The following is a 26,328-nucleotide window of genomic DNA, read 5'->3' on the forward strand; positions in this document are numbered from 1 at the left end:
TTATCCGCAAGAGTATCATAAACACAGAATTTAATCCGACGCCCAAGGACGTCCTGAGAGCATTATTTTTAGCTGGTAGCACTGAAATAGGCTTGATGGAGAAATGCCATGAGGATCATGGCCGCGTGGTTGCATTTTTCTACAGAGAATGTGAATCACACCCTACACTGGAAGCATAAAAATCGGGCGCCAGGGAATGATAAAAAATCAACGAGGGCAGATATGACCGTCATCCGTAAACAAGATGTAATTAGTAGTGTGGCCGATGCGCTGCAGTACATTTCTTACTACCATCCGCTCGACTTTGTTCAGGCTTTGGAAAAAGCCTACGACAAAGAGCAGAGCCAGGCTGCAAAAGATGCGATTGCTCAGATCTTGATCAACTCGCGTATGTCAGCTGAAGGTCGCCGCCCAATCTGTCAGGATACCGGCATCGTGACCTGCTTTGTCAAAATCGGCATGAATGTACAGTGGGACAGTGATCTGACTGTACAGGAAATGATTGACGAAGGTGTACGTCAGGCCTATACCAACCCGGATAACCCGCTGCGAGCCTCTGTCGTGGCTGATCCTGCTGGTAGCCGTAAAAATACCAAGGACAATGCCCCTGCGGTTGTTCATATTGATATGGTGCCTGGCGACAAAGTTGAAATTCAGGTCGCGGCCAAAGGCGGCGGCTCCGAGAACAAGACCAAAATGGTCATGCTCAACCCGTCTGATGACGTGGCTGAGTGGGTTGAAAAAACAGTACCTTTGATGGGCGCAGGCTGGTGTCCACCGGGCATGCTGGGTATAGGTATCGGTGGTACTGCAGAGAAAGCGGCGGTATTGGCAAAAGAATCTCTGATGGAATCTATCGATATCCATGAGTTGCAGGAGCGCGGTGCGCAAAATGCAGAAGAAGAGCTGCGTCTTGATATCTACAACCGCGTCAACAAGCTCGGTATCGGTGCGCAAGGCCTGGGTGGCCTGACTACCGTGCTGGATGTGAAAATCAAAACCGCCCCGACACACGCGGCTTCCAAGCCTGTTTGCATGATCCCTAACTGTGCTGCAACCCGTCACGTACACTTTACCCTTGATGGCACTGGGCCGGCAGATCTATCTCCACCGAAGCTGGAAGACTGGCCGGAAGTGACTTGGGAAGTGGGTGACAACGTTCGCCGTGTGAATTTGGATGAAGTAACCAAAGAAGATGTTCAGGAATGGCGCTCGGGTGAAACCATTTTGCTGTCCGGTAAAATCCTGACCGGCCGTGATGCGGCTCATAAGCGTATCCAGGATATGCTGGCGAAAGGTGAAGACTTCCCGGTAGATTTCAAGAACCGCTTTATTTACTACGTTGGCCCGGTTGATGCGGTGGGCGATGAAGTGGTAGGCCCAGCGGGTCCGACGACTTCTACCCGTATGGATAAGTTCACCGATATGATGCTTGAGCAAGCTGGCCTGACGGGCATGATTGGTAAAGCCGAGCGTGGCCCGGCCGCGATTGAGTCAATCAAGCAGCACAAAGCGGTGTACTTGATGGCTGTGGGCGGAGCCGCCTACTTGGTTGCCAAAGCCATCAAAAAAGCACGCGTGGTGGCGTTCGAAGACTTGGGCATGGAGGCTATCTACGAGTTTGAAGTCGAAGATATGCCTGTCACGGTTGCCGTTGATGCCGAAGGGGTGAATGCCCACCAGACGGGGCCGGATACTTGGAAAGTAAAAATCGCTGAGCTTGAAGGCTAACAGATAGCCTTAACAGGCTTACAAGCGGGTATTGATCGATTTGAAAGGAGCCGTCAGGCTCCTTTTTTATTGCCTGTTGATTGGGATAGGTATCAGAGCGCTTATTGAGTCATATAAAAATAGCTAAATCCCCCTTAAAAATTTACTCATTCTATGCGTTTGAGCGAGTTTGAGATTTGTTCATCTGATTATTACTGACTTCTCCTGATTTCCTGCTGTGTCCTCTCGTGGTGTCTTAGGCGCTCTGATATCGTCATTGCCTTTCTTAATAACCTGTTTTTTGTTGTTTTTCTGCGCTTTGTATAATTAATGTAGCGACATGTGGACTATAGTATTAACAAGCTTTTTGGTGTCATGTGTTCACGCTGTACGTGTTTGATGCCTGGAAAAAAACAACAATAATGAAGAAATGTAGAGGATTTTATGGGACGCGTGATGTTGGCCCCGGCCTTGTTAGCATTATTGGTGCAAGGATGCGGGGATAAAGAAGTCGTCATTCCTGAGCCTGACTCCCGGCCAGTTAAGCTAGAGGCTGTATCTGTTGGTAACAATGAAAGTTTCCGGACCTTTCCTGCGGTTGTTGAAGCGGGGGACAAAGCGGTACTAACCTTCAGGGTCTCAGGGCAGTTGGATAAGGTTAATAGCAACCCGGGCGATATTGTCAAACGGGGGCAGGTACTGGCTCATTTGAATACTGATGAGCTTAGCCTCTTGCTCGAGCAGGCCAAGGCTGATTATGAATTGGCCTATGTTCAATACAAGCGGGACAAAGAGCTGCTCAAAACTAATGTGGTGTCAGAACTGGACTTCGACCGCTCGGAAGCCGAGCTTAACCAAGCCAAGGCTGATCTCGACAAGGCCCAAGCCAATCTCAACTACGCAAGCTTAGTTGCTCCCTACGATGGTACGCTGTCTCTGTCGCTGGTAGAAAATTATGAATATGTCGCGGCCAAGCAACCTGTGATGCATATTCAAAGTGCAGGTTTGATCAATGTGACGTTTCAGCTGCCTGAGCAGCTCCTGGCTCGTTTCCAGCATCAAGCCAATGTCGAGCGGGATCCTACCGTGAGCTTCGACACCATTCCCGGGCAGACATTCTCTGCGGAGTTCAAGGAAATTGATACCGAAGCAGATGAAAAGACCTCCAGCTATAAAGTGACTCTCTTTATGGAGCGCCCCGAGGGCTTCAATTTGTTGCCGGGTATGGCAGGACACGTTCGTGTCGCAATTCCCCATATTTCAAGTGGTTCTATACCGTCCCGGGCTATCTTGACCGAGGGGGAGGAGACATTTGTCTGGCGTGTTGACGAGCAAGGGATAGTCAGCAAAGTGCCTGTTCAGCTTGATGACAAGCGCAGAGTAATTAATGGCTTGAATGACGGTGACTTGATTGCCACCTCCGGGGTATCGGAGTTACAGGAAGGTCAGAAAGTACGTAAATGGGTAAAAGAGCGGGGTCTGTAGGATGAAGAGGTTAACGCTAATACCTTGGGTGCTGGGGGGAGTCATGGTGCTGGCAGGTTGTGAGAAAGCCGCCGTGGAGCCTCGTACCGTGGTAGCGCCTGTTTCAGTCGCCGAAGTCAGAATGGCACAGGCTGCACCTCAATTAACATTTCCTGCAGTGGCTGCTGCTGCTGACAAATCGAGTTTGTCTTTTCGGGTACAGGGAGAAGTTAGTTTTATTGCCGTCCGTCCAGGCGATCAGGTAAAGAAAGGGCAGTTACTGGCCCGCCTTGATCCGACCGATTACAAACTGGAAGTAGATGATGCTCAGGCCAAGTTTAATGTAGCCGATAGCCAGTACCGCCGCTCGGCGAAACTGGTCAAGCAAGGTTTTTTGCCCCAGTCTCAGTTTGATGAACTCAAGGCGCAGCGCCGGATTGCCAAAGCCCGGCTGGATTACGCCAAGCTAAATCTGACCTTCACCGAGCTCAAGGCACCGTTCGCCGGTGTCGTTTCCCGGGTGCCGGTCGAACAATTCGAGAATGTCCAGGCCGGCCAGCTGGTGATGAACCTGCACCTTGCCGATCAAGTCGATATCCTCATCCAAGCGCCCGATATGATCTACTCGCAGAGTACCGCCATCGAAATGGAGGAATCCCATCCAGGGGCGACCATCCTGCTCGAGGACGGTACCGAGTATAAGGCTTTTCTCAAGGAGTTCACCACCGAGCCTGATCCCAGTCTGGGTTCGTTTCTCGTGACCCTGACCATGCCGATGCCGGAGGATCGCTTCATTCTTGACGGGATGGCTGTCGAGGTGAAGGCCGATGCCCAGAAGCTCAAGGTTTACCGGCAGGGAGAGCCGGTGATCCCGCTCGAAGCCATCTTCAATGAAGATGGTGATGAATTGAATATGGACAACAAATTTGTCTGGGTGGTCAACGACGACAATACCGTGACCAAGCGCAAAGTGGTCACAGACAAGGTAGTACCGGAGGGAGTTCGGTTGCTGGAAGGGCTAGAAGCCGGCGAGCATATTGTTATCGAAGGTGCGAATAGGTTACGTGAAGGCCAGTCGGTCACCATAGTGGATAAGGAGGCGGGCTGATTATGAAACAGGATATTGCTAGTTATTTTATTCGGAACAAAGTGATCAGCTGGATGCTGACATTGATTTTTTTGATTGGCGGCACCATGGCATTCTTCGGGCTTGGACGATTGGAAGACCCGGCATTCACCATCAAAGATGCGATGGTGGTCACCGCCTACCCCGGTGCAACGCCTCTTCAGGTTGAAGAGGAAGTGACATACCCGATTGAAAAAGCAATACAGCAGTTGATTTACGTCGACGAGGTCAATTCGGTTTCCAGCCGCGGGTTATCCCAGATAACCGTCACCATGAAGAACAACTACGGGCCGGATGATCTTCCGCAGATTTGGGATGAGATGCGGCGTAAGGTGAACGATCTCAAACCATCATTGCCACCTGGGGTACAGGAGCCGTCGGTTATCGATGATTTCGGTGATGTCTTTGGTATTTTGCTGGCGGTGACTGGCCAAGGCTATAGCTACAAGGAGCTGAGTGACTATGTCGATTACCTGCGCCGTGAAATCGAGTTGGTTGATGGGATGGGTAAAGTTTCGGTTACCGGTACCCAGCAAGAGCAAGTCTTTATCGAAATCTCATTGCAGCGCTTAAGCAATTTGGGGATTTCACCTCAAACCATCTATAGCACGTTGCAGACCCAAAACTTGGTTACCAGTGCTGGGGCGGTGAGGATTGGCAGTGAATATATCCGAGTTCACCCAACCGGCGAATTCCAAAACGTTGATGAACTCGGTGATTTGATTATTACCGAGAGTGGCGCTGAAGGGTTGATCTACCTAAAAGACGTGGCAGACATCAAGCGTGACTTCCAGGAAGTGCCAAGTAACCTGATCAGCTATAACGGCCAGCAAGCATTGCATGTCGGGATTTCAGCGATTGAAGGGGTCAACGTTGTCGATGTCGGTAAGCGTGTGGAAACTCGCTTGCGTGAACTTAAAGAGCAGCAACCAGTCGGTATTGATATTGGCGTGGTATACAGCCAGCCAACAGAGGTAGATAAGTCGGTCAGCGGCTTTATCATCAGCCTAGGTCAGGCGGTAGCGATTGTTATTGTTGTCCTGCTGTTCTTTATGGGGCTGCGTTCAGGCTTGCTGATTGGTTTGATCCTTTTGCTTACTGTGTTAGGTACCTTCGTCTTCATGAGCTGGCTCGCCATTGACTTGCAGCGGATTTCGCTCGGTGCTTTGGTTATCGCCTTGGGTATGTTGGTGGATAACGCGATAGTGGTGGTCGAAGGGGTGCTAATAGGCATGCAGAAGGGGAGAACCCGGATGCAAGCTGCCTCGGATATTGTGACCCAAACCAAGTGGCCGTTGCTTGGGGCAACCGTCATTGCAGTGATGGCATTTGCACCGATTGGCCTGTCGCAGGACTCAACCGGTGAATACTGTCGGACCCTGTTTACCGTGCTGTTGGTTTCGTTGATGCTCAGCTGGTTTACCGCGATCTCCCTGACGCCGTTCTTCAGTGACCTGTTCTTCAAGAGTGTTAAAACCGGTAATGCTGACCCAGATGCCGATCCTTACGCGGGGAAATTGTTTGTTTGGTACAAGGCTTTCCTTGAGTTCTGTATGCGCCGTGCATGGATGACGGTGATTATACTGGTGGCGATGCTGGGGGCGAGCCTGTATGGCTTTACCTTGCTCAAGCAGTCTTTCTTCCCGTCATCGACCACGCCAATGTTTATGGTCGATGTCTGGTTGCCAGAGGGGACGGATATCCGGGCAACCAATGCGACCTTGGAAGAGCTAGAAGGCATTGTTGCTCAAGATGAACGGGTTGAATATATCAGCACCAGCGCCGGTAAAGGCTCGCAGCGTTTTATGCTGACCTATAGCCCGGAGAAGAGTTACTCCTCTTATGGCGAGCTGGTGATCCGGGTTAAGAGTTTCGAAGAAGTGCTGCCTGTCATGGCGATGATTGGGAAACTTCTTGATACCAAACATCCAGAGCTTGAATACAAGCTCAAGCAAATTATGCTTGGTCCATCATCTGGCTCAAAAATTGAAGCCCGTCTGGTTGGCCCTGATCCAACCGTACTGCGAACGCTTGCTAAGCAGGTTGTGGATATCATGAATGCTGATCCCGGTGCCTACAATATTCGCCATGACTGGCGTGAACGGAACAAGGTTATCGAGCCGGTCTTCAACGAAAGCCAGGCCCGTCGCTACGGGATCACCAAGAAAGATGTCGATGATTTATTGCAGATGTCATTTTCTGGCTTAACGGTTGGGGTATATCGAGATGGTACCAACCTGATGCCGATTGTCGCCCGTCTGCCTGACGAAGAGCGGGTGGATGTCAGCACTATCGAAGGGATGAAGATATGGAGCCCGGCAACGCAAGGATATATTCCCCTGCAACAGGTCATGAATGGTGTCAATATTATTTGGGAAGACCCGCTTATTGCGCGAAAAGATCGCAAGCGGATGCTAACGGTGATGGCTGATCCGGATCCACTTGGTGATGAAACAGCAGCAACAGTACAGGCTCGAATTCAACCCCTTATCGAAGGGCTGGATTACCCGCCGGGTTATTCGTTGGAGTGGGGCGGTGAATACGAGTCGTCTGCCGATGCGAAAGCCTCGCTGTTCCAGACTATGCCGATGGGTTACCTGGTGATGTTCCTCATTACTATCTTCCTGTTCAATAAAGTGAAGGAAGCCCTGATTGTGTGGGCAACGGTGCCACTGGCGGTTATCGGGGTAACTACCGGTTTGCTATTGCTCAATACCCCATTTGGCTTCATGGCCTTGCTAGGTTTCCTCAGCTTGTCGGGAATGCTGGTGAAAAACGGTATCGTACTTCTGGATCAGATCGAAATCGAAATTGCCAGCGGTAAGGATAAGTACCAGGCTGTGGTTGACGCGGCGGTGAGTCGTGTCAGGCCAGTGTGTATGGCGGCTATTACTACCGTATTGGGTATGGTACCGCTGCTGCCGGATGTGTTCTTCAAGCCGATGGCCGTAACCATCATGTTTGGTTTGGGTTTTGCGACAGTACTGACGTTGATTGTCGTGCCCGTGCTGTACCGCTTGTTCCACCATGTGGCGTTGCCGGGAAGTAGTCCTGTGGCACCGGAGCCAGTGCATAGCTAAAACTTGCTCAACAAACGGTAAGATAAACAGAGGGGCGCTTCATGCGCCCCTTTGTGTTGGTCTCGAAATGTTTGTCTTGAAAATAGTGGCAGTTGTTAAGCCGTTACTTTCCAAGTCATCTCTTCACCAGCACGGATTGGCACAACAACATCATTGCCGAAAGCCATTGTTTCAGGCACTGCCCAATTTTCTTTGGTCAGGGTGATAGTATCTGCGTTGCGTGGTAGGCCGTAGAAGTCAGGGCCATTGAAGCTGGCAAAGGCTTCTAGCTTATCCAGTGCGCCTGCTTGCTCGAACACTTCAGCATAAAGCTCGATGGCGGCGTGCGCAGTGTATGAACCTGCACAACCACAAGCCGATTCTTTGCGGCCTTGAGCATGTGGTGCTGAGTCAGTACCCAGGAAGAACTTCGGACTACCGCTGGTCGCTGCAGCAACAAGCGCTGCTTGGTGCGTGTTGCGCTTGAGGATCGGCAAGCAGTAGAAGTGTGGACGGATCCCGCCAACCAGCATGTGGTTGCGGTTGAACATCAGGTGGTGTGCAGTGATAGTCGCCGCGACATTTGGACCTGCGTTAGTAACAAACTCTACCGCATCTTTAGTAGTGATGTGCTCTACCACGATCTTCAGGTTTGGCATCTTTTCAACGATAGGGCCTAGCACGGTATCGAGGAACTGCTTCTCGCGGTCGAAAATATCGACATCGTGAGTGGTTACCTCACCGTGGATCAGCAGCAGCATACCTTCTTCCTGCATCGCTTCCAGTGTCGGGATCAGTTTGTCGATTGAAGTGACACCTGAGTCTGAGTTGGTGGTTGCACCAGCTGGGTAAAGCTTTGCGGCATAGATGTGGCCAGTGGCTTTTGCTTTGCGAATTTCTTCAGGAGTGGTGTTGTCGGTGAGGTAGAGCGTCATGAGAGGAGAGAAATTGCCTTGAGGCTTTTCGGCAAGGATACGGTCACGGTAAGCAAGGGCTGCTTCAGTATCGGTTACCGGCGGGACCAAGTTTGGCATAATGATAGCCCGACCCATATAACGGCTGGTATCGCGAACAGTGTCATTGAGCACGTCGCCATCCCGCAAATGTAGGTGCCAGTCATCAGGACGTGTAATCGTAATAGTCGTCATTGTTGCTTCCCTCCCAAAAAAAATCGACCGATTCTAAAACCTCTAACAATGCTTGTAAAGCGGCATGTTCAAACTATTGAATTAATTGGTGCAGATTAGGGCAAACGATTGCTTTGCGTGGAGCTGCAATCGGTGTTTTAAGCAAAAAAAGATGACTCAATGAAAAAAGCCAACCGGAGAGGCTGGCTTGGAGTGATTACATGAAAATAAACTAGAGCTTGAAGCGGTGAACAAGATCATTCTGCTGGTGGGCGAGCTGATCAAGCTTGCCGCTGGCTTCGGCGACTTCTTCCATCGAGCGGTAGTTCGAATCAGCAATGTGGCTGATATCTTCCAGTGAGCGGGCAATGGAGCCTGTGGTACTGCGCTGCTCTTCAGCTGCTTGTGCAATCTGTGTGCTCATCTGGCTGATCTCAAGGATAATCGCTTGAATTTCTTCCATCGCGCTGTTGGCGTCAGAGGCTTGGGTGATGCTGTTTTCCATTTCGCTGACACAGCTTTGCATTACTTCAACCGCTTGGCCGGAGCTGGACTGCAGGCGCTGGATCATCTGCTCTATTTCGGATGTCGAATCAGTGGTGCGTTTGGCCAGCACTCTGACCTCGTCAGCTACAACGGCAAAGCCGCGGCCTTGCTCGCCAGCCCGGGCTGCTTCGATTGCTGCGTTGAGAGCGAGCAGGTTAGTCTGGTCGGCAATATTTCTGATCACATCCAGAATAGAGCCGATATTACTGCTCATTTGCTGCAAGTCAGAAACCGCGTGGACAGATTTATCCAGACGCGTCGATAGCTGGTGGGTAGTGTTGATGTTGCGGCTCATCACTTCGCGACCGGTACTCGATGCTTTTTCAACCTCATTTACACGCTCCATGGTGTTCTGGGCACTATGGGAAACGTCGGTAACGGACTGCTCCATTTCTGTCATGGCTGTCGCCACGGAAGCCGTTTGCTGACGTTGCTCATGGAGGCGGTTCTTCGCTTCTGTAGTTGTTGCTTGGTTTTCCTCTGCCACCGAGGTGAGATCGCTGGAGGCTTGGCTGAGTTTGCCAAGGATTTCCTGCAAGTTGTCTGCAAGGGTGTTGATGTATTTGCCGAGTTGGCTGAACTCGACAAACTGGTTGACCTGACTGCGTTTGGTCATGTCGCCCTTTGCCAAGGCTTCAAGCGTTACCAGGGTAGCCTTCAGTGGCTTGCGAACGCTCTGTGCAATGTACCAGCCGATAAATAGGGCAAACAAGGTCGCACCAATGCCGAGAATGGTCGCATTGCGGTATCCCTGGCTGTAGGTGCTGTCGGCATTGGTAATCGCCGCTTCCATCTGGGTATTCGCCTGGGCGCTGAAGCTACCAAGCAGCTCCATTGCCTGGTCTATCTCATTGGCCAGAATGGCAATGTTGTCATACAGGCGGTTGCGCGCCTCGATATATTGGAAGTGGGAATCTAGCACACCACCGGATTGGCCAATATCGATAGTATATTGGCCAATAGACTTATCAAAAATCGGCTTCAGCTCCGGCATGATAGCCAGCAGGGAGCGGTAGGCATTGTTGAGGTGGTTGATATTGCGACGGTTGCTCTTTATCGCATCATCAATGGCCGTGATGTCTTCGGTCGCAAGGGCATCGGAGGTGACAACCTCTGTTTCCTGCAGTTTGACGAAGTAATTCTTGGCGATCATTTTGACCGAGATGCTTTCTTGATCATCCACATAGTCCTTCATGCGGCTGTTCAGGCTGCTGTGCAGTTGCTGGAAACGACGAGCTGACAGTTGGCGCTCTTCCTGGGCAATAAGCTGGGTCCGGTAGTTGTCCATGGCCGTCTTGGCTTCTTTGAAGTAACGGCTCTCCAGAGCAATTAAAGCTTCTAACTGGCCACTCAGGGCGGCATTGTCTTGTGAGGCGCCGACTAGCTGCTCGAAAGCGGCGAGAAATTGCTCGTGAGCTTGACCAAAGTTTTTCTCGTAGGCATCCATCCTTACCAAATCTTGGCTAGTGAGAAAATCTTTGTAGATTTTATCGGCGGCCAACAATCTGACGCTGACTTGGTTGGACAGTGACACCAAGGGTAAAGATTGGTTGGTGACAATCTGGAGTTGTTGGTGGATCCGGCTGGTGCCATCGAGCATCATCACCAGTGTGGCAACAAAGAGCATTACCATTACGGCGATACCGGTATACATACGTCGTATGACAGAGGTTTGTTTCGTTGTCTTCATAATATCCCTAAACAATACAAGCAAGCGACAGCAGAACTTACTTATGGCAATGTAATACGAAGTTAGAATTATGGTTTTGGTCTTCGCACAAAATGTGACGCCTCAAATTTTAGAAGCAAAAAAAGCGAACAAAATTGCGTCATTATTGACTCGCCGCAACAATAAATCCTTGTTATGGCTATTGAGCACTGTGCCAGATAGTAAATGATTTGGCTTCATACATTCTTTGACCGCTGCATCAAAAAATAACTTTGTTATCCCGCAACTTAATGAATCTTTCACTATTGATTAGGTTGGCCTTTAAATGAAATCGGCCTGGAAGAACTAGTCTGGCGAGAAAAAGTACTGGAAAAAAGATTAAAAACAATGTTCAATATTGCTCTTATCAACGTTGTCGAGCATACTGCAAGTGTAGATTTGATAACGATAAATGGAGCAAGACATGGCTGAAGAAACCATTTTCAGTAAGATTATTCGTAAGGAAATTCCTGCTGATATTCTTTATCAGGACGACTTAGTAACGGCTTTTCGTGATATTAACCCGCGTGCGCCAAGCCATATTCTGATTATCCCGAATAAATTGCTGCCGACAGTCAACGATGTTGAAGCAGAAGATGAGCTAATGTTGGGCCGCTTGTTTACGGTTGCCCGGAAACTGGCAGAGCAGGAAGGGGTGGCTGAAGACGGTTACCGCTTGATCATGAACTGTAACCCTCACGGCGGCCAAGAAGTTTACCACATCCACATGCACTTGCTGGGTGGCCGTCCTCTAGGACCAATGCTTGTGGGCTAAGCGCTCGTAGGCTAAGAAAAGCGGCTCAATCTGATATGGCCTTCCGACGAGAAGGCCAATCATTGTGCTGAACCGTTCATCAGTGAACTTACGTTCCAAAATAAAGTCTGACTGGCAGGTATTTTTAGCATCTTTGCTATTGGTTCAGGGTATTCAGGTTTAGAAGACCAAATGGAGTGGTCACTTTGTTATCAGTTTTTCCATGTGGTCGTGATTGGGGTTAGCAAAAAGATGTTGAAACATGCCGTCGTAGCGGTGCTGTCTCTGGGGCTGGTTGCTTGTGCAAACCTCTCAACCCAGAGCTTATTTAGTCATTATAGTGCGGCAAACAGCAAGACCCATCAGGCAATGCAGCAGGGCTTGTACCAGCAAGCGTTGGACGTATTGCCTGATGCGCCTGCAGGTGAAATCCTCGATGGAATGGAGAAAGGGCGAGTTGGCTTTGTCGCGGGGCAATACCCGCAAAGTTTTGGTGCACTGCAATCGGCAGACTCCGCGGTCAAAGATCAGCAGCGTCAGGCCAGCATCCAGATCTCCGAAGGTTTTAACCAAGCCGGTTCACTGCTGACCAATGACAATATGATCACCTATCGTCCTGCTGATTATGAGCTGGGCTTTTTGCATCTTTACCTGGCGCTTAACTACCTTCAGCAAAGCAATCTTGAAGGGGCCTTGGTAGAGGTACGTCGCGCGAACCAGGTTCAGGAGGCAGCCAAGCGACAGCGAGAGACTGAACTCAATAAAGCGGCTAAAGAAGCGCGGCGAAATGGTATGGATCAAAACCTTGGTGCGGTATTGGCACGCTACCCTGATGTGGGGAGTGAGCTGGGTAATATCCAGAACGGTTATTTGTTTTTCCTTTCAGGCGTGCTCTACGAAGCAGACGGTGATTTGAACAGCGCTTACATTGATTACAAGCGGGCCTTGGCTGTCGCACCGAATAACCCATTTGTTGCCGAGACGGTATTACGTATGGCAACCAGGATGAGGATGGATAATGATCTGCCAGCACTGGAGGCGCGCTACGGCAAATACCAGGCACCTTCCGCCAATACCGGCCGGGTGATTGTATTCGACGAGCAGGGTGTGGTGTCGGCAAGAGATGGCTGGCGGTTGCCTATCTGGCTGACAGATAGCCGAGGTAATGGGGTGATTTACAATCTGGCATTGCCGTATTACCCCAATCCGTCCAAAAAATTATATTCGCCATTGCAGTTCAACGGTAAGCCTGTGATCGACAGCGAGGTTGCCAATGTAAATGGCATGGCACGTTACAGCTTGCAAGAAGACCTGCCCGTTATCGTGCTGCGACAGGCGCTGCGGGTGGTCGCGAAGAATGAAGTACGCAAGACTGCAGCAAGAAAGGGGGATGATATTGGTAATGTCCTGACGAACATTTTCAATACCCTCACTGAGCAACCAGATACCCGAAGCTGGCAGAGCTTGCCAGCCTCAGTGGCAATTGCCCAGCAAGATGTCGCAGCAGGGCAGTATGATTTGGCCTGGAATGGCCATCAGATAGACGTTGACGTAAAAGCAGGCAGAACAACCATGGTTTGGGTGTCACGTCAGGGAAATCAGCTGGCCGGTTGGTCAGTCTTATTGGGGAATAACTGATGAGAATATTACTTGTATTGGGAATGGTCTTGGGTTTGGCGGCTTGTTCAACGACAACGTCGGGAATAAGTATTGAAAGCAGTAATCAAAGTGTGGTGATTGGCAATCCTAACCTTGCCAGCCGTCTATCCATTGAGCAAGCCAATGTCTCTGTGGTTAATGGGTTACTGAAGGCCGGGGTGCCGGTGACCAGCCAGATTGATTCCGATCTCAACCTGCAGTACCGCTTTTATTGGTACGACGCACAGGGGCTTGAGGTGAGCGGTAGCGATAGCCCATGGCGTCAGGTTGTGCTGCACGGCAAAGATACGATGACATTACAAGCGGTTGCCAGAAGCCCCCAGGCAACGCAATACCGGATCTATATCCGCAAAGCAGATTATTAATTTTGGGATTGGCACTGTAGCGGTGCTGTTTGACAGATAAAGGTAAGACGATGAAAAAAAGCGTAATCGCATTAATGGGTGTAGCAGCATTGATGGGCGGTTGTGCCCAGAAAGTAAGTTATGGCGATGCTCAGCAGGCAGAGACAACAACGATTGAGTTTGGCTCAACGGATTTGCAAAAGATTGCCGGAGAAATGACAGACAGCATGCTGACATCGGGCTCGGTGGCTTACATTACCGGCAATGGCCAACGTCCTATCATTATGGTCGATAGCATCAAGAACAAAACCAGCGAGCACATTGATACCGAGTCCATCACTGATTCGGTCAGCACTAAGTTGCTAAATTCAGGCAAGTTCCGTTTCGTCGACATGACTCGTGTGGAAGATGTGCGTAAACAACTTAACTTCCAGAACAATGATGAGCTGGTCAACCAAAGCACTGCGATTCAATTTGGTCAAATGGTCGGTGCCGAATACATGATGTACGGCAACCTGTCGAGCATCGTGAAGTCAGCCGGCAGTGATAAAGACGTTTACTACAAGATGACCATGCGTTTGATGGATCTGAAAACAGGCCTTATCGAGTGGGCTGACGAAACCGAAATCCGTAAGCAGGAATCCAAGAGCCTTCTGGGCTGGTAATCTCGCTTAGAAAACAGCTTAAAGGTGAACCGGTAAATGAGTGTCGAGTCGTTACGCGCGTTATTTGCGCTTAGGTTGCCGGATCATCATTTGGTTAGTGCTGAACCTCTTAGTGGCGGTCTTAGTAACCGCTGCTGGAAGGTGATTATCAAGCATACTGAAACAGGGCATTGCCATACGCTGGTATGGCGCCCTGATTCTTCCTCTTCGCAAGCCTTTGGTGTGTCTAGACAGCACGAATACGATGTGTTGCATGCTATCTATATCTCATCATCACCGGATCTTGCTCCCAGAGCCTTTGTCCATTTTGCGCAAGGCCTATTGGTTGAATGGGCTACAGGGCAAACCGCCGATCCAGATTTTCCGTTATCCGATTTGGTTGCTGTACAGAGTGCGGTCCATCAACTTCCGTTGCCTTACTGGCGCCTAGATGTTCAACAGCGGGGTGTACACTACTGGCAATTTATGGGAGATGAAAAGGGAGATACTCAGCTCCAACGTATCCATACCTACTTTCAGTCCCAACCGGTCAGAAAGTGGTTTGAAGATACATGCTGCCACCATGACTTGGGCTGGTACAACATTATTATTGCACCGGACGGTCAGCAGAAAGTGATTGATTGGGAATATGCTGCGGCTGGTGACCCTTCGCTGGATTTGGCATTAACTATTGCAGCCAATCAATTGGAGCCTATTAAGGCTGTCGACTTGTATTGCCAACAGATGGGAATACGCGATGCTGATACGCGAGCATTGTGGCATTCTGCCGTTGAGTATTGGCACCCCTGGTGTGATTACCTTGCTATGCTGTGGTTTTATGTCGGGGCAAAGCAGTTTGCCGATAAGCAGCCGTATAATGAAGACTATTTCAACGAAGCCCAATCTTTGAAAGAAAAGTTGTGGGATAGACTGCAATTCTCTGATTAATAGAACCTTTTTAAATCCTCTCGTCTACAATTGATAACGCCTTTCCTGTTTGTGCGAAATGCGTATCAGCTGGGTCTTTATACTTATAGCTGTTTTCTTCATTCTTCTTACCTCGATACCGCTTTATCGAAGGTAGGCAGAAACAATGATCTTTTTTGTTAGGCAGCTACGTAAATGAGAAAACGTTGATTAAATGAAGTACTCAACGTGTTGAGTTTGGAATAGGGGGTGGTGATGAGCAAGTTGCTTCCAAAGTGGGCGGGCATTACCCTAGCCATAGTCTTGGTTGGAGGTTGTACGACCAGGCTGGCTTACAATAACTTGGACGTATGGTTGAATTACCGCCTTTCCTCTTATGTTACCCTCAGCTCTTCTCAGGAATCCAGTTTCGACCAAGGTGTTGACCGTGCTCATGCACTTCATCGTCGACAAGAAATGCCTAAAATCCACAGTGCCATCGACCGCTTACAAGCTGATCTCCTATCTCCTATGACGTTCGGTCAATTGCAGGAGTATTACACGGTATTCACCCGTTTGGGTCAGGATTCGGCAGCGATTTTGGCAGACCCGGTGGCCGATATGTTTGCTCAGTTGGATGATTCTCAGGTGGCTCAGTTCGAAGCACGTTTGCGCCAGCGGTTTGCAGAGTTTGATCGGGAAAGAAGTAAACTGAGTCAATCGCAGCAGCTTGCTAAGCGGTCGGAGCGTTTACAAGACTTTACCCAGGATTGGGTCGGTTCCCTAACCAGCAGGCAAAAGGAGCTACTGACTGAGCTGGCAAGTTACCAGCTGGAGATGTCGCCGATTTTCCGTTCCTTGCGTAATGGCTATTTTGAACGTTGGCAGCAGTTGATGAAAAACCGCAGCCAACCTTCATTTAAAGAGCAGTTCACCCAGTTGATGCGAGATATGGTTGCCTTGGACAGCCCTCAATACCAAACAGAGATCCGTTTTTATCTCAATCGGCGGTTTGAACTGATGCGGCGGCTTAATCATACAATGTCGCCACAGCAGAAAGCGTATCTAAATCGCAAGTTGGTTAATCTCCGCAAGGATGTGGCGTTACTGATTAATCAATAACTAGATGATCGTCTCACCTCTTGTGAAAGTAATGTCAACAAACCCTACAAAACGTGTTAGATTGATTTTACTGATAATCACAATAGGGAATAAAAATGATTATTTATCTGCATGGTTTTGACTCCACAAGCCCAGGTAACCATGAAAAGGTATTGCAGCTTCAGTTCATTGATCCTGATGTGCGTTTTGTGAATTACAGTACCCTGCACCCTAAGCATGATATGCAGCATCTGTTAAAAGAAGTGCATAAGCTGAAGGAAGAGTCTGCTGATGAACAACCACTTATCTGTGGGGTGGGGCTTGGTGGATACTGGTCTGAAAGGATTGGTTTTCTGTGTGGTATGAAGCAGGTTATTTTTAACCCTAACCTGTATCCTGAGCGTAATATGGAAGGTCGTATTGACCGTCCTGAAGAATATGCTGATATTTCCACCAAGTGTGTGAATGATTTTCGTAAGAAAAATAAAGGTAACTGCCTTTGCATACTTTCAACCAATGATGAAGTGCTAGACAACAACCACACCAAAGACGTACTCGGTGATTTCTACGATATTATCTGGGACGAGAAAGAAACCCATAAATTCAAGAAGATCTCTCAGCATCTACAAACAATAAAAGCTTTTAAAGAAGCCTCCTGATACTGACCTCGTAGCAAGCAGACGGTATACGTCCGTCTGCTGCGCGCTAACAGGGTCTTATTGCCCCCTGTCGTTTGCCCCTCTAGCCTCCTTCAAGACGTATGGTGTGCGTTACTGCATGTCGCTATGGATACGAAAACCCCGAATTTAATGTTGGGTTTTGATCCTAATCAATTATTTCTTGCCTTGAAATAATATTGGCTTATAATGCAAATCTTAACTTTTTTTGAGATAAATCAAAAAAAGTTTAGTTAATTAAATGAAGAAGATGTAGTAAGCATCCCTCGTATTTCTAAAGTTAAGCTGTTGAATAAAAAGAATTATGCTGGTTGGAGCTAGCTCGGGCCAGGTTAGATTTCTAAATTTTAAAATTCTAAATTTGTGGAAGGAGTGTTGTGATGACTCGAATTATTATTGTTGGCGGTGGCGCCGGCGGTTTGGAGCTAGCAACGAAGCTGGGTCGTACATTGGGTCGTAAAGGCCGCGCTAAGGTTACCTTGGTTGATCGCAAGGCAAGTCACCTGTGGAAGCCGCTGTTGCACGAAGTAGCAACCGGCTCGATGGATGCAGGGGTCGATGCACTGAGTTACCGTGCCCATGCGAAAAACCACTCGTTTGATTTCCAGATGGGTAGCCTGAAAGACATTGACCGCGACCGTAAGGTGATCAGCCTCGCACCACTTTATGACAAGAACGATGAGCTGCTAATGCCTGAGCGCGAGCTGGAATATGACATTCTGGTTATGGCTATCGGTTCTACTTCGAATGACTTTAATACCCCGGGTGTGCGTGACAACTGTATCTTCCTGGACAGCCCTGAGCAGGCGCACCGTTTCCGTACACAAATGAACAACCAGTTCTTGAAGCTGCATGCGAACAAAGAGCAGAAAACGGTTGATATTGCGATTGTCGGTGCCGGTGCAACCGGTGTTGAATTGTCAGCAGAGCTGCACAATGCAGTCAAGGAGCTTCAGAACTACGGCTTTGGCGATCTGGACAGCTCACGCTTGAACGTTAACCTAGTAGAAGCCGGCGAGCGTATTCTTCCTGCTCTACCGCCGCGCATTTCGGCAGCGGCCCATAGTGAGCTGACCAAGCTGGGCGTCAATGTGCGCACGGCGACAATGGTCACCAAGGCTGACGAAACCGGCCTGACAACCAAAGATGGCGATCATATCCCGGCGCAAATCATGGTGTGGGCTGCAGGTATCAAGGCGCCTGATTTCATCAAGGATATCGCCGGCCTTGAGACTAACCGCATTAACCAGCTGGTGGTTAAGCCGACGCTGCAGACAACCCGTGATGACGATATCTATGTTATCGGTGATTTGGCATCTTGTGCACAGGAAGACGGTAGCTTTGTTCCACCGCGAGCCCAGGCCGCACACCAGATGGCAAGCCGTTGTTTCTCGAACATCGTTGCTAAAATTACTGACCGCGAGCAGAAGCCATATGTCTACAGCGACCATGGCTCATTGGTGTCACTGAGCCGTTTCTCAACCGTGGGTAGCCTAATGGGTAACCTGACCAAAGGCTCGATGATGGTTGAAGGCCGTATTGCCCGCGTGGTATACATTTCTCTTTACCGCATGCACCAGATCGCGTTGCACGGTGTGGTGAAAACCAGCCTGATGATGCTGGTAGGCCGAATAAATCGAGTTCTCAGACCAAACTTGAAACTACATTAATTTCAACAGATTAAAACCGGAGCAAATGCTCCGGTAAATTTTATTAGTTCAGTATACATTTGAAGGCCACACAGGTTGCTGTATTTTTCTTTTGTAAAGGTGTCGATATCTGCGCACACTAACGCAATATACAGACTAACTAATGGCATTAAGCATTCCAACACCTTCGAATTTTAGGCGCTTTTTGTTGCAGTAAGGCTGAGGCTATGATTATTTATCCACGCAAGAATCATAAATCTCAATAGCTTCAATAAGCGATAAGTATTGTTTCTATGTAACAGAAAGAGCCATACGAAACCTATCGGAGAGTCCATTCTCTGCGTCTTCTAGCGTTGATTTAATTCTGATCCAAATCCACCATCCTTTCGGGCTCTTTAATACTTAACTCGGACAGTAGGGCGACTTATTGATTCATCGTTGCTGCTTTTTGTCTCACGTAAGCTATTAATTTATTGAATATCTTCCGTAAATCTAGTTCTAAGATGGCTGATGTTGCTTCTTATCGTTCGAAGTGTCGCACACTCGAAATATGACGATTACTTGCTCTGTTTTAGTTAGTCAGCAAGTGAATTCGTGCGGTGTCATTCCTATATTTGGATTTACTTTGTATTTACGAAAACTTTAACTATTTTCATGGCCAGATTCACACCTGTAATTGTTATCGTTATGTTGATATTTAAGAGTTTCCTTCACAGTCATTAAGTAGCTATGACTTACAAGGAGGGGGCTAATTATCTTGGTCGAGGGGAAAGTGCACGATTATAGTTTGAAGCTGGTCATAAAACACAGCATCAAAGCCGGTAGTTCTGGTTGTTATATAATCAAGTTTTGCGTGTATTCTTATCAATTATTTTCATATAAATATTATTTTTATCAGTATCTTGTGGTTAATAAAAGGGCTTTGCACACTAAATGCATGCCTTTAAGGCATGGTAGGGTATCAGGTTTAAGTATTGGTAGGGTTCTTAGAGCATTGATACCATGCAAACAAAATCCAACAGTCAGTATATAAACAGGGTTGTTCAGTTTATATAGAGGAAACACATGAACGATAAATATAATGCCTTGATAGAAGCACTTACAAAAGAACTCGGTGGTGAGTCAAATATTAAAGATTTAAACCACTGCCAAACTCGATTGAGACTCGTTTTGAACAACTATGATCGAGTTAATATTGATAACGTTAAAAACATAGACGGAATCATTAGCGTCGTTGTTAGTGGCGGACAGTGTCAAGTGGTAATTGGTACTCACGTTAAAGAAGTGTATGACGTATTTAAACAGAAGTTAAATCTTGATTTAAGCAGTGATGGTGCGGATGTCGCTCAGGGCGAAAAGGCGAGCATTATCAGCCGTGCCATTGATTTTGTCTCTGGTACGTTCAGCCCTATCATTCCAGCCATCGCTGGAGCGGGTATGGTGAAAGCACTATTAGCTGTTCTACTGATGTTTGATCTAGTGAGCCGCGACTCACAAACGTATTACTTGATCAATATGATGTCGGACGCAGTATTCTACTTCCTACCGATTTTATTGGCATTCTCAGCGGCGCAAAAACTCAAATGTAGTCCTTTACTTGCGGCGGTACTTGGCGGTGTGTTACTGCACCCTAGCTTTGTTGCTTTAAAAGCAGCGGGAGACCCGGTTGAAATTTTCAGCATGCCAATTCGTATGGTGAGCTATGGTTCCTCAGTTATCCCGATCCTATTGATTGTGTGGCTACAGTCGATTGTAGAGCGTAATTTAAACAAAGTTATCCCGGATTCGATCAAAATCGTATTCGTACCAATGTGCACTATTTTCATTGTTGGCATTGCAGGTCTAACGGTATTGGGTCCTTTAGGTTCCTATATTGGTGATTACATTGTTGTCGGTTTTGAAGCGATTCAAGCTCACGGCAGCTGGTTAATCATTCTATTGATGGCGACGCTTTGGCCAATCTTGGTGATGTTCGGTATTCACCACAGTATCGTACCGTTATCACTTGCTCAGATTACGACCATGGGTGTTGAAAATATCATTGGCCCTGGAGCATTGATTGCAAATATCGCACACGGTGTTGCAGCTCTGGTTGTAAGCCGTCGTGTCATCGATTCTAAAACCAAGCAAATCGCAAATTCAGGTGGTATTACTGCACTGATGGGTATTACGGAGCCAGCGCTTTACGGTGTCAATATCCCCAAAAAATACCCCCTTGTTACAGGTATGATCGGTGCTGCATGTGGTGGTCTATACGCAGGTTTAGGTGATGTTTACCGTTATGCTACAGGTGCATCTGGTATTCCAGCTATTCCACTGTACATTGGTGAAAACACTTGGAACCTGTACAACATCTTAATTTCTCTTGGTATCACAATTGTGGTAACAGCAGTACTAACGTACCTAGCAACACTGCGCTATGAGAAGAAAGCAGATCAAAAATCAACAGACTCTGAAACGGCAAAGCAGCGTGTGAACGAAGAGATGGTTTATGCGCCAATGAACGGAAAAGTGATTCCGCTTTCAGCAGTAACAGATGAAGTATTTGCGTCAGAAGCACTTGGCCCTGGTCTAGCGATTGAACCGACAGAAGGTAAGGTCGTGGCTCCATTTGACTGTACTGTGGTATCAATTTTCCCGACCAACCACGCGGTATGCTTAGAGTCAGATAACGGTATGGAGCTGCTTATCCATGTGGGTATCGATACGGTTTCACTGGGTGGCAAGCATTTCGAAGGTCACGTTGTTGAAGGTCAGAAAGTGAAAGCTGGTCAGACATTGATTACGTGTGATTTGGAAGCGATTAGATCACATAAACTATCAACCCAGACTCCGATTATTGTCACTAACTTAGATGATGACAAAAGATTAGACACTTGTGTTGAAGAGCAGTCGATTACGCAGATTAATGACAAATTTATGTTGGTTAATCAGCACTAAATTTGACGAATATGACCGAAGTTAAAACGTTTTATTAAAGGCTGTATATGTTTTATAAGCAATTACAATCATTCCCGAGTGATTTCTTGTGGGGCGCGTCAACGTCTGCATTTCAAGTAGAAGGTGGTGCTGATGTTGATGGCAAAGGGCCGTCGATTCAAGATGCGATGGGTGCGCGCCATCCAGATATTACTGATTTCAGTGTAGCTAGTGATCATTATCATCGTTACAAGGAAGATGTAAAACTGTTTGCGGAGATGGGACTTAAAGCTTACCGCTTTTCTGTTGCGTGGTCTCGCGTATTGCCAGCAGGTCGTGGTGAAGTGAACGAAGCAGGTGTTGAGTTTTATAGCAATCTAATTGATGAGCTATTGAAGTACAATATTGAACCCGTGCTCACCTTATACCACTTTGATTTACCGCAAGCCCTTGAAGAAGAGGGCGGTTGGAATAATCGCGCTACCATCGATGCATTTGTTGAGTTTTCACAGCTGGTATTTGAGCGTTATGGGGATCGAGTTAAGTACTTCTTAACCATCAACGAACAAAATGTCATGATCCTGCATGGTAATGCGGTTGGCACTAAGTCTGAATCGAAGAAACAGGCGTATCAACAAGCGCACCACATGTTCTTGGCTCAAGCTCGTACAATGAAGCTTTGTCATGACATGCTAGATACGGCAAAAATTGGACCAGCTCCAAATATTATTTCCGTATACCCAGAAAGCTGTAATCCGGAAGATGTGATTGCTGCCGATAACTGGATGGCAATCCGTTGCTGGCTGTATCTAGATATGGCCTATCACGGCGAGTACAACAGTCTAGTCTGGAATTATCTATGTGATCGCGGCTACCAGCCTGATTTTGAAGAGGGTGATGCTGAGATTTTAAAAGAGGGCGCTCAACCTGATTTTATCTCGATCAACTACTACGCGACGATGACGGTGGCTGCGGCTCGCAACGATGGTAACGATGTCACTTTTCGTGAAGGCGATCAGCAGATTATGTATGGGGAGGAAGGTGTTTATCGAGCGGCGGTAAACACAAATCTAAGTAAAACCGAATATAGCTGGTTTATTGACCCTGTTGGCTTTAGAACAACGCTACGCCAAGTTTGGGATAAATATCGCTTACCAATCATGATCTCGGAAAATGGCTTAGGTCAAAAAGATGAGCTGGTTGATGGTCAAGTGGATGACCAATATCGTATCGACTATCTAAAACTGCATATCGATCAGATGCAACTGGCAATGGCCGATGGCGTTGAGATTTTCTCATACTGTCCTTGGGCTGCTCTTGATTTAGTGAGTACCCACCAAGGTTATGGAAAGCGCTACGGATTTATTTATATCGACCGTGAAGAGTTCGATTTAAAAGAACTGGCGCGAATTCCGAAAAAGAGTTTTTACTGGTACCAAGACCTAATTAAGGGTACGACACAGGTTTAGAATCTCTAGTTAGGTAAGCAGGCTAATTAGTTGATAATTAAATAGCTTTTTTCAAGCAAATTAAAGTGGTGGCAAAAACTATTGGGAAGTAGAGTTTTGCTACCACTTTATCGTATATCTCCTTCCATTATAGCTATAAGCGGTATTTGAGTATGCGCAACTATTATTCCAGCTATATAAAATTCTATCATTCCATACTTCTCTGATGTGTTCTTTTGTGGCAACTATCCGGGATAGCTTTGTTATGCGGTGGCAGTTGCTTCTTCAAGCCTTTCCTGCGAGAGAAGTTACCTTCGAGTTTTGTATTGTCAAAAACGTAGCATTGCCGAGATTCTATACGCCTATGTACTTCTTAAAACGAGATATCTCTACCACATAAGCTCGTTGAGATGAGAACGCTTCCTCCAACGCTTGTCGGAGTTTTCCTTAATTACTCTTTACTGCAAGCAAGTAATCACCACTTTGTTCGACAATGACTTTTGCACCTTGGCGTTGGTCAGTAATCGTTTGAAAATGTTCTTGAAAGTGGCCAATGTGCATGATGCGATCCCTAAAAAGGGAGTATATGGTCACAGTTGAATGTGATCGTCAAATCGATCGTTGTTTTGGCTATAAAACGTTCACGATCTCACCCTAGGGGGTATTATGAGCTTACTATCTATAAAAAATAAGATGTGAATCATAAAAATGGAATAAAGATTATTACTGATAACAGTGATTTTACGGTTAACTTATGTTGCCATTGTTGTTTGCTGTATTTAATCTTTTGATTTATAAGTGTTTTTTATGCTGGTTACATTTTTGGAGCTATAGTATGCCTTTGGTGTATGGTTGCTCATAGAACGAGGGCATTGGTGTGGCAAAATCAGTATTGATAAAATACCCACATACATTAGGGATAAGATAAAAAAGCAATTTACCATATTTAATGGCGTGGTTATATATCAGAATATTAATATATTGATACTGTTGCCAATGAGAAAAATAGACTGAGTAGCTTTATGAATTATAAAATGGCTAATTTTGAATTATTAGCAAAACCAACAGGTTCTATTTGCAATATAAATTGTGATTATTGTTTTTATCTTGAGAAAGAACATCTCTATCCAGAGCGAAAAAATAACTGGAAAATGAATTATGATGTACTTATTTCATATGTAAAGTCATATATAAATTCTCATCCAGGAGATACTGTTAACTTCATTTGGCAAGGTGGTGAGCCCACGCTTGCTGGTATTGATTTTTTTGAGCGTGCAGTCGAGCTACAGCATAAGTATGCTAATGGTAAAAAAATCAGTAACAGCCTTCAAACTAATGGTTTGTCATTAAGCTTGAAGTGGGCGAATTTTTTAAGAAAGAATAATTTTCTAGTAGGTATCTCGATTGATGGAAACGAACAACATCATGACCATTATCGAAAAAATCGTTCTGGCAAAGGAACATATCAACAAGTAATAAAATCAATAGATCTATTAAACGAATTTGATGTTGAATTCAACACATTGACTGTCGTCAGTGACTACAACGTAAAAGAACCATTAGAGGTATACGAGTCACTTAAGGCGATCGGAAGCAGGTATATGCAGTTTATCCCTCTTGTAGAACGTATAGCCCAGAAACCTGATAAGGATGGCCTATATCTAATTAAACCTGATTTTTCAGGGCAATGTGAAGTCACTAATTGGTCTGTACAACCAAAATCTTATGGCTTATTCCTTAATGCAATTTTTGATAGCTGGGCCAAAAATGATATCGGACAATATTTTGTAATGAACTTTGAACAGACCATGAACCAACTCATTGGCGGGGAAGGTAGTTGCGTTTTTTCAAAGAATTGTGGGGCAAATTTGGCTATAGAGTCGAATGGAGATATCTATTCATGTGATCATTATGTTTATCCTGAAAATAAACTTGGGAATGTAATGAACGACTCATTGTTTGATATGGTTGTAGGTGAGGAACAACAAAAATTTTCTAGTTCCAAGCGATATAACATCTCACCTGACTGTTCGAAGTGCGCCTTTTTGAAGGTATGTAACGGTGGATGCCCTAAACATAGGTTCATGAATTCTACTAATGGTATTCCTAATAAGAACTATTTGTGTGATGGCTTTTACAAATACTTTTATCACGTGGTTCCTAGAATGAAATATATCTTAAATAAAATGTACAATATTAATTAATAACAAATTAGTTATTACATAATAAAATGATTTGCTCACATATTAAATATGACGAGTATATGATTTTTATTACCTTTAGTCCTATAAGAATTTTTATCAGGAAGTATTATGAAAATTAAAAAAACAGCAGTGTTGATTTCTTTGACGATATCACCTTTTTTATATGCTAAAAGCCCTACAACTACTTGGGATTCTGATGTGGTTGAAAATTACCTAAATCCAAATAAAGGTGCCACAATATCGCGTTTTACTAACCTAGACAATAATTCGCGTTGGTATTCCACAACACGTCTTAAGTCAGGTTATGTTTTGACGCAAGGCTCTAAAGGACCAGGGGTAGATAACCATAGATTCTATGTCCAAGGTAACCTACGTCTACGTGGTAAAACAATGTTAACGGACGACATTGGTTTTTTCGGAGATTTCTGGCTTCAAGCTCAAGAGAACTACGCGCGTACTGATGGTGAGACAGTTAACGATTGGGATGGTTTAGATGAAGCGATCAAATGGGAACAATTCCGTTTTGGTTTTGAGCATAGTCAATTTGGCGCGCTGATGTACGGTAAGCACTCCGCTACTTGGTCTCCTTATGTACTGGATTTTGGTACTCAAGGTATTTATGATACTCAAGGCGATGCGGGTGGTAAAAATGCAGACAAAATCATCTATAAGAACCATTTTGACAATAACTTGTTCTTAAATGCTTCCTATGATTTAGAATCAAAAATACACGGCTTTGATATCGGTTATCAAACATCTGACATTTACTCATTTTTACCGGATTCATATGGTATCTATTTTGCCATGCATAATGGCCAGCCTTTAATACAGAACGGTACGTCAATTGTAGGTAACGTTAATCCCAACGGTAAATATAAGTCTGATCGCGCTGCAACACCATTCCGAGATCGTGATGATTTATATACCTATGCACTATCTGGTTTCAAACAATTTGATAGAGCCCATCGTGTAGCCGCTCATGTGTCATACTCCAAGATGCACGATTCAGACACCGTAGAGAAGATACTTGAGAATAACGGTCAAGCGCTCGGTGGTGTCGGGGTATCTGCGACGGTCGCTTGGCAAAAGCTTCCAACTAATGGCAGAGGCTGGAATCCATATTTCTCAGCGTCATATGACGAATTTGGCGAAAGCTTTACCCCAGAAGTTAGATATTGGCTAGCGCCTGGTAGCCGAGTCTGGATTGCCCACACATTTAATACAGAAGCGCAAGACTTTACCCGAATTGAATATCAATTAGACTTCTAGTTTATTTGATAAAT

General features: G+C 46.4%; 18 protein-coding genes and 1 pseudogene. 16 read left to right on the forward strand and 3 right to left on the reverse strand.

All coding sequences use genetic code 11. The features are described 5' to 3' along the window. Nucleotides 1–222 precede the first annotated feature (222 nt). The 4 genes from R2X38_RS21445 (at nt 223) to R2X38_RS21460 (ending at nt 7,380) form a co-directional block, all read left to right on the forward strand. Entirely contained in the window at nt 223–1,731 is a 1,509-nt protein-coding gene (locus R2X38_RS21445; protein WP_317524390.1) for a fumarate hydratase, read from the forward strand. A 423-nt stretch (nt 1,732–2,154) separates the two neighbouring features. Continuing rightward, the gene (locus tag R2X38_RS21450; RefSeq protein ID WP_317524391.1) at nt 2,155–3,195 is read left to right on the forward strand and encodes an efflux RND transporter periplasmic adaptor subunit; all 1,041 of its coding nucleotides are present in this window, start codon (nt 2,155–2,157) and stop codon (nt 3,193–3,195) included. A 1-nt stretch (nt 3,196) separates the two neighbouring features. Further along, complete coding sequence (locus tag R2X38_RS21455; protein WP_317524392.1) at nt 3,197–4,282, forward strand: efflux RND transporter periplasmic adaptor subunit; 1,086 nt, start codon at nt 3,197–3,199, stop codon at nt 4,280–4,282. A 2-nt stretch (nt 4,283–4,284) separates the two neighbouring features. Next, entirely contained in the window at nt 4,285–7,380 is a 3,096-nt protein-coding gene (locus tag R2X38_RS21460) for an efflux RND transporter permease subunit (protein ID WP_317524393.1), read from the forward strand. A gap of 95 nt (nt 7,381–7,475) precedes the next feature. Here R2X38_RS21460 and pyrC read toward each other — a convergent pair whose 3' ends face one another. Beyond that, nucleotides 7,476–8,507 carry a dihydroorotase gene (pyrC, locus tag R2X38_RS21465; protein ID WP_317524394.1) on the reverse strand — a complete coding sequence of 344 codons (1,032 nt, stop codon included), beginning with the start codon at nt 8,505–8,507 and terminating at the stop codon, nt 7,476–7,478. A gap of 211 nt (nt 8,508–8,718) precedes the next feature. Further along, nucleotides 8,719–10,722 carry a methyl-accepting chemotaxis protein gene (locus R2X38_RS21470; protein WP_317524395.1) on the reverse strand — a complete coding sequence of 668 codons (2,004 nt, stop codon included), beginning with the start codon at nt 10,720–10,722 and terminating at the stop codon, nt 8,719–8,721. A gap of 442 nt (nt 10,723–11,164) precedes the next feature. Here R2X38_RS21470 and hinT point away from each other — a divergent pair, with 442 nt between their 5' ends. From hinT to R2X38_RS21520, 10 genes are all read left to right on the forward strand, one after another. Beyond that, a complete protein-coding gene (hinT, locus tag R2X38_RS21475) occupies nt 11,165–11,515 on the forward strand; it encodes a purine nucleoside phosphoramidase (RefSeq protein WP_317524396.1) in 351 nt (116 codons plus the stop codon). Nucleotides 11,516–11,686: 171 nt separating this feature from the next. Continuing rightward, nucleotides 11,687–13,132 carry a hypothetical protein gene (locus R2X38_RS21480; RefSeq protein WP_317524397.1) on the forward strand — a complete coding sequence of 482 codons (1,446 nt, stop codon included), beginning with the start codon at nt 11,687–11,689 and terminating at the stop codon, nt 13,130–13,132. Continuing rightward, complete coding sequence (locus R2X38_RS21485; protein WP_317524398.1) at nt 13,132–13,518, forward strand: YcfL family protein; 387 nt, start codon at nt 13,132–13,134, stop codon at nt 13,516–13,518. The genes R2X38_RS21480 and R2X38_RS21485 overlap by 1 nt, the downstream gene beginning before the upstream one ends. Nucleotides 13,519–13,568: 50 nt before the next feature. Further along, nucleotides 13,569–14,162, forward strand: coding sequence for a penicillin-binding protein activator LpoB (gene lpoB / locus R2X38_RS21490; RefSeq protein WP_317524399.1), 594 nt, complete (start codon nt 13,569–13,571; stop codon nt 14,160–14,162). Between the two features lie 36 nt (nt 14,163–14,198). After that, nucleotides 14,199–15,089: a phosphotransferase gene (locus R2X38_RS21495; RefSeq protein ID WP_317524400.1), complete on the forward strand. Its 891-nt coding sequence runs from the start codon at nt 14,199–14,201 to the stop codon at nt 15,087–15,089. A 234-nt stretch (nt 15,090–15,323) separates the two neighbouring features. Further along, a complete protein-coding gene (locus tag R2X38_RS21500) occupies nt 15,324–16,169 on the forward strand; it encodes a DUF6279 family lipoprotein (RefSeq protein WP_317524401.1) in 846 nt (281 codons plus the stop codon). A 95-nt stretch (nt 16,170–16,264) separates the two neighbouring features. Further along, nucleotides 16,265–16,807 (forward strand): alpha/beta hydrolase YcfP, encoded by a 543-nt coding sequence (gene ycfP, locus R2X38_RS21505; RefSeq protein WP_317524402.1) that lies wholly within the window; start codon nt 16,265–16,267, stop codon nt 16,805–16,807. Nucleotides 16,808–17,205: 398 nt separating this feature from the next. Next, nucleotides 17,206–18,495, forward strand: coding sequence for an NAD(P)/FAD-dependent oxidoreductase (locus R2X38_RS21510; RefSeq protein ID WP_317524403.1), 1,290 nt, complete (start codon nt 17,206–17,208; stop codon nt 18,493–18,495). A 1,044-nt stretch (nt 18,496–19,539) separates the two neighbouring features. Beyond that, nucleotides 19,540–21,414, forward strand: a complete 1,875-nt coding sequence (locus R2X38_RS21515; protein WP_317524404.1) for a beta-glucoside-specific PTS transporter subunit IIABC — start codon at nt 19,540–19,542, stop codon at nt 21,412–21,414. Nucleotides 21,415–21,461: 47 nt separating this feature from the next. After that, nucleotides 21,462–22,862: a glycoside hydrolase family 1 protein gene (locus R2X38_RS21520; protein ID WP_317524405.1), complete on the forward strand. Its 1,401-nt coding sequence runs from the start codon at nt 21,462–21,464 to the stop codon at nt 22,860–22,862. 262 nt (nt 22,863–23,124) lie between these two features. Here R2X38_RS21520 and R2X38_RS21525 read toward each other — a convergent pair. Then, a pseudogene (locus R2X38_RS21525) lies at nt 23,125–23,357 on the reverse strand (ISAs1 family transposase); the annotation flags it as partial. A gap of 506 nt (nt 23,358–23,863) precedes the next feature. Between R2X38_RS21525 and R2X38_RS21530 the strand changes: the two are divergent. Both R2X38_RS21530 and R2X38_RS21535 read left to right on the forward strand, forming a co-directional pair. Next, nucleotides 23,864–25,045 carry an anaerobic sulfatase maturase gene (locus tag R2X38_RS21530; RefSeq protein WP_317524406.1) on the forward strand — a complete coding sequence of 394 codons (1,182 nt, stop codon included), beginning with the start codon at nt 23,864–23,866 and terminating at the stop codon, nt 25,043–25,045. Between the two features lie 108 nt (nt 25,046–25,153). After that, nucleotides 25,154–26,314, forward strand: a complete 1,161-nt coding sequence (locus tag R2X38_RS21535; protein ID WP_317524407.1) for a hypothetical protein — start codon at nt 25,154–25,156, stop codon at nt 26,312–26,314. Nucleotides 26,315–26,328: the final 14 nt, after the last annotated feature.

Source organism: Photobacterium rosenbergii, assembly GCF_033022775.1.
Classification (GTDB): Bacteria; Pseudomonadota; Gammaproteobacteria; order Enterobacterales; family Vibrionaceae; genus Photobacterium; species Photobacterium rosenbergii_A.